The sequence below is a fragment of the Pararoseomonas baculiformis genome (assembly GCF_017813395.1).
Taxonomy (GTDB): domain Bacteria; phylum Pseudomonadota; class Alphaproteobacteria; order Acetobacterales; family Acetobacteraceae; genus Roseomonas; species Roseomonas baculiformis.
In genome coordinates this window covers 1-8,355 of sequence record NZ_JAGIZB010000062.1, presented here as the reverse complement: position 1 = coordinate 8,355, position 8,355 = coordinate 1, and the positions used below count along the sequence as shown (strand labels likewise).

Sequence of the window (8,355 nt, the reverse complement as noted above, 5' to 3'; positions counted from 1 at the left end):
GGTCGCCCCCGATCAGGTGACGGCGCGCCACTACCTGGAGGTGGTGCGACGATGGATTCCAGCCGGGCAGGCCGAAGAGGTGGCGCAGCTCGCGACCTCCGACACGCCGCGCGCGCATGAACTACTCGCAGCCTTTCGACTGCGCCCAGAGCCCTCGATTCTGGTGACAGTGGCGATGGCCTATGAGGGGCTGGACGCACCTGAGGTCGCCGTCGTTGCGGCGCTGACCCACATCCGCTCGCGCCCGTGGCTTGAGCAGATGGTGGCGCGTGCAACGCGAGTGGACCCGAATGCTGGGAGCTACGAGGCTCAGCAGGCACTCGTCTTCCACCCGGACGACCCGCTTTTCGGTCTTTTTCGCCGGCGAATGGAGACGGAGCAGGGCACGATGGCACGCCGGCCCAAGCCCCGCCGCGGCCAGATGACGCTGCCGGACTGGCTGCTAGACCAACTGCCGCCCGCGGAGAAGGAAGGGATCGTGCCGCTCTCTTCCAATGCGCTGGCGCTGCGCTACGACCGGCTTGCCCCCGGTCCGGAGTTGGCGATGCGGCGGCCCGAGAGCGAGGAGGCGCAGGGCGAGTTGCTGGACGCGCCCTCGGTTGTCGAGCGGCGGTTGCGTGCGCGCCTGGGAGAGATGGTGGCCGCCCAGGCAGTTGAGGACGAGGCTGGGGCGAGCGGATTGCGCGGCGGCTTGGCTGGGCCGGGGCTGTACCACCGCTACAATGCCATTCTCAAGCGCGTGACCGGTGACAAGCCACGGGCACGGATGACGCTGGAGGAACTGGAGGCCGCGATCGGCTGGTTGGAGCGCAACAGGCTGGGCGACCATCTCGATCTGCTGGAGGGTGACCCGCGCTACGCCTGGTTGGCCCGCAAACGTGGAGAATGGAAGCCGCCCGTGGGCCGCCCCATGCGGCTCAGGCCCGAGGCGCGGGCCTCCGGGAGATAGCATCAGCGCCTAGCGATCCTGTCTAGTAAGCCCAGCCCCTCTGCCCAGCTGGAGAGCGGGATCACCATGCCCGCTACGAGCGGATCAGGGTGCCGCTTCATGTCCCGCACGAAGGACGCGTCCGACACCACGACGCCTCGCGCTCCCATGGCAATCGCGAAAGCCAGATAGAGCGCGTCGTAGGTCGAGTCTCCGCCCAGCATGCTTGCCCCCAGGCTGCTGGCAGCGACGATGTTCGTGGCCAGCGTTGCGGCCGTCAGTGCCGTCACCTCGGCCGCCGCCATGGCCGGGGAAGCGACAGCGGCTGTCACAGCAGCAGCAGCGTCAGCAAGAGGGATCGATCCGCTGGCCGAAGCCTCCGTGAGGTGCTCCGCGGTGGGCCGTGGCGTGGCACCAATTGGCGACGCGCCGGACGCGGACATGTCCACAGGCCTGGTCAGCGAGGCGCGCCTACGCCGAGGCGTGGGATCCAAGGCCGCTGTTCTCGTGCCCCTGGTGCTCGGGGGCCGCTTGTCGGCCCCGGGCTTTGCGGGCGTGCTGCGGGCGGCCTGAGGCTTCGCCCTCGGCTTGACTTCTGGCTCGGCCTTCGTGCCCGGCCCATGCCGGCGCTGTGCTGGCGATGGAGACGGCGCCGCCCGTGTGCTCCGGGAGCGCACTGGCTTTTCGGCAGCCTTTGCGCGAGCACTCGCCCGGCCTGCCGCACGCGCGGTGCCCGTTTGCCTCGCCTTCCCGCCGGTGGTTCCTCTGGCGGAGGTGGCTCGTGTGCCGCGCGTCTCTGCGGCCGCTGCGGACCGCGTGGGGCGCTTGGCCGCCGATGCCGCAGCCAGGCCCGCGGCGCCCGTACTCTCAGCCTTGCCGGCACGCGTCGTTTCCGTTGCACCGCGTGCCTTCGGCGTGGCAGCGGACCTCGTCGTCCGCTTGGAAGCGGGAGCAGCCCGACCCATACTGGCCGCAGCTTTCTGTGTGGTACGCTTTGCACTCGCGGTTCGTCCCCCAGCAGAGGTCCTGGCGGCCACGACACGAACTGTCTTCCCGGGAGTCTTCTGCTGGGCTTTTATGAATCGGCCGGAGGTCTTCTGAGCCGTAGCCTCGGTGCCACGCCCATTTCGGGAAGCACTGGGCGTCGCGGCCCCCTTGGTCGGGGTTCCAGGTTCCGCTGCTCGGGGGCGTTTGGGCCTTCCAGCTGACGTAGCCTTGCGCCCTGTTGCGGCGGCCGTGCGCCTCGCCTTCTTGGGCTTGTCCTCGTCACCTGGGGTCTTCGCCAAGGGATCACCTCAGCGGGCCGGGGTTGTTCTCCGAAGAATCGTGACCAATGCCAATAGTTTCGCCCTGCCCTGGCGTGGATCAAGTGCTCCGAAAGAGGCAGGCGGCCATTCCGAGGCAAACCAGCGTCTGCTGGATAGGGTCGGCTGGGGCAGCTTGCGGTCGGTTGTCCGATTGCGGAGGACTCTCCTGAGCAAGTGCAGGAGCGGCCTCAAGGGAGGAGCTTGTCGGACCCGCCGTTAAGCTTCTGAAGCGGTACGGGTTAGCCCTCGCATCCTGGACAAAGGAGCCGCGATCAGGAACCAAGAAACCGGGTGGAACGCGCCGTTTTGGCGCGTTCCTGTCAGATTTTCTTACAGCACAAGGCGACGCGTCAGGCCGTCTTACGCCGGCCGGCGCGGCGGGTCAGGCCAAGGCCGAGCAGCCCCATCCCGAGCAGGGCCAGGCTGGCAGGCTCGGGCACGGCGCTCACCACCGCGTTTGCGCTGAAGCCCCGGCCCAGGTCGATGCCCGAGAGGACGAGCATGGAGGTGAGCGAGAAGCTGCCATCCGGGTTCGCAGAGACCAGCTGGTTGCTTGACTGCGCGGAGGTCAGGATACCGTTGTAGGCGAAGGCCTCAGTGCCGATCTGCTGAGCGGTGCCGAACTCGGCGTTACCGTTGTCGAGGTAGTAGCTGTAGGTCGCCGTCGCCTGCGTGGCGCCGTTGTCAGCGATGGCAGGGAAGTTGACAGTGGAGGCCAGGTCGAAGGGCGTGGTGCCCAGGGTGGTGAAGCCGGTCTGCGTCGCCATGAGCGTCAGGGTCGGGGCGTCACCCTCGCCCGGCGCGGTATTGCCTGTCACATCCATCCGCAGCACGGGCAGGGCCTGGGTGCCAGCGGCAGGGTAGCTCTGGGCCGTCTCGATGAAGAAGTTGTAGCCCGCGCCCGTCACGAAGGTGCTGACGGCGCCCTCGACCGTGTTGAAGTCGCACGCCGCGCCATCGGCGCAGGTGGTCGCGGCACCGCCACCGATCTGGTAGCTGATCACCAGCGCCGCATCAGCGGTGCCGGCCGAGACCGCCATTCCGAGACCCAGACCAAGGGCCGCTGCAGCTGTCTTGAGCTTCATCGTTTAGCCTCCTTCACCTGGGCTTCTGATCTCCGCCTGTCGGAGATCATTCTAGCCAGCAGTATGTCGCGAAGGTTGAAGAGCAATACTCGTGCCATACCGTAACCATTTGTAAGTGGCTGGATTTTTGACAGCTTTGTAGCCACTCAGGAAAAGTCGTAAAGAAATCCTACATGCAGCACTGACTATTGTCATCTTTACCTTCCGCCAAAAGCTGGTCGATCCGCTGCGGTGCCAGTGTCAGGAGAGGCGGGACACGGCAAGCGGCTGCCTCGCCGTTGTTCATGTCTGCAGCCGGCGTCCCCCTGAGCAGGCAGCTGAGAAGCCATCCTGTCAGGAGAACTCCGATGCGGACGCGCCATATCAGTTGATGGTGCGATCGGCCGGCGGATCAGGCTGCCTGACGCGGAGGTCATCCCGGGGCATCAGGTCAGAGAGGACGCGCAGCAGTTGCTCCAACTTAGAAGCCGTCCGGGTTAGATGATCCTGCGTATCTTCCTGATCATTACCTAACCGCTTGACCGATCGGACCGTCTCATCACGAAACTCGGCAGTGACATCCATGGTACACGCGCTTGCGGTTCACCCGCCAACCTTCTCGCTGGTGCAGGACGTGAATGCGCGAGTACCCGTAACGCACCCGAACCGCGGCGATCTCGCAGATCCGCATCCGCAGAGCCGCTTGGCCGTCCCGGCGAGCGCGATAGCGCTGGGAGGAGCGATGGAACCGCAGGGCCACACAGTCGCCCCGTTTGCTCACCCCGAACACGTCCTGCACATGGCGGACGAGCTCGCACCGACGACCAGGCGTCAGGCCTTTTTGCCAGAACCTCCTGCAGCATCGCCTTGTCCAGGCTGAGGTCGGCCACAGGCGTGCTCAGCTCCGCCTACTTCAGCGCGAAGGAAATCCGCTCTTCCGTGTAGTGGCTCTTCCTCACCGGACCGTCCTCCTTCAGGTCAGCAAACCTGCCGGAAAACTCTCAGAATGGCCGGTCCAATTTCCAGGTTTTAAGATCACGACCTTGTGCCATATGGTGAGGTCAAGCGGGACTAGCTTGCAATGTTCGAGCCGCCGATGGCGCTGGCGCCAGATTGCGGCACGTCAGTCGATTACTCAAAGCCGCCCGCAAACCCCTCTCCGCCACTTCCCGCGGCCGGCTACATCGGCGGGTACCGCAGCTATCCATAGGGCGGGATCGAGATTGCTGAGACGGATTCCGGACTGGTGCTGAGGCTGGACCCGAGGCGTACCCCCTTTGCACTGCACCACTTCAACCGGGATGTTTTCACTTACCAGCCGGTCGGCGCGATTGCGTATGGACCAAGCGCCGTGAGCTTTATGCTTAAAGCTAAGGACAAAACCTTCTGATCTGTCGCAAGCAGATAACGGCGCAGGCGAGGGTCGTCAGGGCGAGGTGTAGGTCAGATCGGCGCTCGTACCGGACGGTCAGGCGCCGGAACCGGGCCAGCCAGGCGAAGGTGCGCTCTACCACCCACCTGTGACGGCCGAGGCGGGTGCTGTTCTCAATCCCCCGCCGGGCGATGCGCGGGGCGATGCCGCGGGCGCGGCACTCACGACGGCAACGCCGGTGGTCGTAGGCCTTGTCAGCGTGGAGTTTGACTGGCCTATGGCGTGGACGGCCCCGGTGCGTGGTTCTCACGCCCGGCACTGCGTCGAGCGTGGGCCCGAGCATGCGGCTGTCGTGACGGTTGGCCCCGCTCAACGTCAGGCCAAGCGGTGTGCCCTGAGCATCCGTGACGAGGTGGCGCTTGGTGCCCGGCTTGCCGCGGTCCGTCGGGTTCGGCCCGACCTCCGCGCCCCCCTTTTCGCAGGCAGGCTGGCGCTGTCGAGCGCCGCTCGGCTCCAGTCCAGGGCCCCCGCGTCCTGCAGTCGCTCCAGCAGAACCCGATGCAGCCGGGCCCAAACCCCGGCTGCGTGCCACTCGCCCAGCCTCCGCCAGCACGTCTTGCCGCAGCAGCCCAGCTCGGTCGGAACCTCATGCCATTGGATGCCCCTCCGCAGTACGAACAGGATGCCAGCCAGCGCCGCGCGATCCGGTGCACGCGGTCGGCCACCTCTCGGCTTCGGCCGATCCCGCGGCAATAGCGGTTCCACCACCGCCCAGAGGTTGTCAGCAACGAGGAGGGCCATCCCTCCTCAACGCCTCAGCCCGAGTTTTGTCCCCAGCTTTTAGAGCGGATCGCAGAGCAGCGTCGGTGGCGATTGAGAACCTCGACCTTACTAATCAGGGCAGCTTCACCCGCCTGACCAGCTGAGCTGGGTTTCACGATCCTCTGGGGGTGGACCTCACGATGAGCCAAGGAAGGCACTTTCCTCCGCCCAAGCACAGGTTCTCACCGCCGCCAGCTGCCCGGGGAGCCAGCTGAGGCATCGCCGAATGTGCCGGCAACTAACCGGAATGCTGTAATCCAAAGCATAGCGCGGCCGAGCTTCTGGAGGAGGTGCTTGCCTCGGTTGAGGCATCCTCACGGTCCGGAGAATTGGGTGGAAGTTGTACATTCTACACAGTGGTGGCCATCACCCCCTGTATTCGGCAAGCTAGCAATGAGCGGCACGGCCCTGCTTGATGGGAGCTGCGTCTTCCGCTTCGGAGCAGAACAGGGAGGAGAACAACGTGTGGAGAAGCCTTTTAGGATCCACGCTGGTTGCCGCTGGCTTAACGCTGAGCTGGAGCATGGCGTGGGCTGGCCAGACGTTGGACGGCGTTCGCCAACGCGGTGTGCTCGCGTGCGGCGTGAATGTCGGCGTGGCCGGCTTCTCACTCCCAGACAGCCAGGGCGTCTGGCGAGGAATGGATGCCGACCTCTGCCGCGCCGTATCAGCCGCGGTGCTTGGAGACCCCAACAAGGTCCGGTTCATTCCGCTAACCGCCGTACAGCGTTTCATCGCCTTGCAGTCCGGCGAGATCGATGTCCTGATCCGCCAGACGACCTTGACGATGGTGCGGGACACCAATCTCGGTCTCCGTATGGTAGGCGTGAATCTTTATGATGGCCATGGCTTCATGGTGCGCCGCGATGCCAACGTCAGTGACATCCGGGGAATGGATGGCATGACCATCTGCATGTCTCCTGGCACGACAAATGAACTGGTTACGCAGGATGCCTTCCGGGCAGCCAATCTCCGCTTCGCGCCGGTTCTGCAGGAGCGCATGCAGGACAATGCCCAAGCGCTGCAGGCCGGGCGTTGCGATGCCATCGCGACCGATGCCACCCAGCTTGCTGCACTCCGCAGTCAATTCGGCCGGCCCAATGACTACGTGATCCTGGAAGCGCGCTTCTCGAAAGAGCCTTACGGCCCCGTGGTGCGCCGTGACGATCAGGAGTGGTTCGACGTCGTCCGCTGGGTGCTCAATGGCCTAATTGAGGCGGAGGAACTCGGCGTAACGAGCACGAATGCCGAGCAGATGCGTGCCACCAGTTCCGACCCTGCGGTGCGCCGCCTGCTCGGCGCGGTTCCAGACCTTGGGCAGGCGATCAAGCTGCAGCCAAGTTGGCTTTATGACGCCATTCGCGCGGTGGGGAATTATGGGGAGCTGTACGATCGGACCATAGGCCCTAACACGCCCATCGGACTGCCGCGGGGGGCGAACGACCTCTGGACGCGGGGCGGCCTGATGTACGCTTGGCCACTCCGGTAAGCCTTCTTGTGGGTGGGTGGCCAATGAAACTGGTGCCCACTCCACGCTCCGTCGTATCTCACGCCCGAAGGGCATCCGCCAAGGAGCGTCTCGGTTTAGCGCGATGATGCTTGATCTTGCGCCTGGCTTCACCGCAGAACAGAGCGACGCAACGGAGACGCGGAAGGCGGTGCGACGTTACTCCCGCGCTACCCTGACCCTCTCTCGTCAGGGCTCTGGATCGTAGGACCCGGCTGGTCGGGTCCTACCCAAGGACCCGACGATGGCCCAGTCCAAGACCCTTTCCCCACTCAGGCGCAAATCCTCAGTGCCGCCGTGCAGCACTCGTCACGGCTGGCCGAGGCGCCTCCAAGCCTGCGGGCCTCCGCTCGGAATGCCGTGTTCCAGAGCTTGCTCAGGGCGGGGCTACTGGAGGAGGTGTCCGGCGCTCACGACCCCGTGCTCCGGATCGCCGAGGCCGGGGTGTTGGCAGCGGGTACATCGGGCGTCGCGGAGATGGGCGGTTAGGCCGTCCTGGGGCGCCGACTGGCCAACGCCGGGCTGGACGTGATCCCTCCGCCCCCGAACCGCACGTGAGGGCACCAGGCACCAAGCAGCCCTCGCGCTCCTACACCCGGTGGAGGGCGTCACCATAGCCCGAATTATTACGCGATCGGCCGCGCCCAGCACACGGTCCGGGGCTTCCTGGTTGGGCTGAAGAAGGGCCAGAGGGTCGAGGTGCTGGAGCAGGTGCGCCATGTCGGGCCGGGTAAGGCGGGCTTCAAAAGAAGCCAAAGCGTGTGTCGGATCGCCCCTGTGCTGGCTGATGAGGCCCAGAGCTGATGGCCCTCTCCCTCCGTCCCCTGCCCTCCCCTAGCCGGCCCCGCAACGCGGTGGCGCTGTACCGGGTCTTGGAGCGCACCCGGGCGGCGCTGGCCGCGGCATGGGCGAGGGGGGCGGTGCTCGGTGGGGATAGAGGGTAGACGCCACCCACTTCGCCCTGTGCGGCTGCTGCAGCCCAGGTGCGCAAGGAGCAGGCCGCCCGGACAGCGCACCGCTTCTACGGGGGAACGTTCCCATGCAATCTCTGCAACGGAAAAGCCTGCGAGAGCTGCGGCGGCTCGGGCATGGTCATCCAAGGCGTTGCGGGCGGCTGATACGGGCACTGCGCCGGCCCGTCGACAAAATTCGGGCGCAGTCGTTAAACACTCAAGTGTACCGCTGTGGTCAGGACGCGAAGTAAGAGTGGGCGGGGATTTCTCCCCACCCTGTTAGCTCGACTTTGGCCATCACGCGGCGTGGCAGATGGCGTAAGCCAGGGCGCGTTGCAGGGCTGGGCGGGGTTTTGCGCTGTGGGTGCTGCGCCGCGACGTGAGCAAACCCTGCTCTCGCCA

General features: G+C 65.7%; 6 protein-coding genes and 2 pseudogenes. 3 read left to right on the top strand and 5 right to left on the bottom strand.

The window, feature by feature from the left end; all coding sequences use genetic code 11:
• Positions 1–949, top strand: a pseudogene (locus J8J14_RS24115) (restriction endonuclease subunit R); the annotation flags it as partial.
• A gap of 2 nt (positions 950–951) precedes the next feature.
• Here J8J14_RS24115 and J8J14_RS24110 read toward each other — a convergent pair.
• The 5 genes and pseudogenes from J8J14_RS24110 to J8J14_RS24095 form a co-directional block, all read right to left on the bottom strand.
• Positions 952–1,260 (bottom strand): hypothetical protein, encoded by a 309-nt coding sequence (locus J8J14_RS24110; protein ID WP_209382083.1) that lies wholly within the window; start codon positions 1,258–1,260, stop codon positions 952–954.
• Positions 1,261–2,585: 1,325 nt separating this feature from the next.
• Entirely contained in the window at positions 2,586–3,320 is a 735-nt protein-coding gene (locus J8J14_RS24105) for a PEP-CTERM sorting domain-containing protein (RefSeq protein ID WP_245216138.1), read from the bottom strand.
• Positions 3,321–3,683: 363 nt separating this feature from the next.
• The gene (locus tag J8J14_RS24100) at positions 3,684–3,884 is read right to left on the bottom strand and encodes a hypothetical protein (protein WP_209382082.1); all 201 of its coding nucleotides are present in this window, start codon (positions 3,882–3,884) and stop codon (positions 3,684–3,686) included.
• 1 nt (position 3,885) lies between these two features.
• Positions 3,886–4,011, bottom strand: a pseudogene (locus J8J14_RS25865) (IS3 family transposase); the annotation flags it as partial.
• A gap of 658 nt (positions 4,012–4,669) precedes the next feature.
• A protein-coding gene (locus tag J8J14_RS24095) for an IS5 family transposase (RefSeq protein WP_209382081.1) occupies positions 4,670–5,472 on the bottom strand; the annotation gives its coding sequence in 2 pieces (ribosomal slippage) (positions 4,670–5,142 and positions 5,142–5,472; 804 coding nt in all).
• Positions 5,473–5,956: 484 nt separating this feature from the next.
• Between J8J14_RS24095 and J8J14_RS24090 the strand changes: the two genes are divergently transcribed.
• Both J8J14_RS24090 and J8J14_RS25565 read left to right on the top strand, forming a co-directional pair.
• The gene (locus J8J14_RS24090) at positions 5,957–6,982 is read left to right on the top strand and encodes an amino acid ABC transporter substrate-binding protein (RefSeq protein WP_342452531.1); all 1,026 of its coding nucleotides are present in this window, start codon (positions 5,957–5,959) and stop codon (positions 6,980–6,982) included.
• Positions 6,983–7,360: 378 nt separating this feature from the next.
• On the top strand, positions 7,361–7,489 hold the full coding sequence (locus tag J8J14_RS25565) for a hypothetical protein (protein WP_280843023.1): 129 nt from the start codon (positions 7,361–7,363) through the stop codon (positions 7,487–7,489).
• The last annotated feature ends 866 nt before the right edge of the window (positions 7,490–8,355 follow it).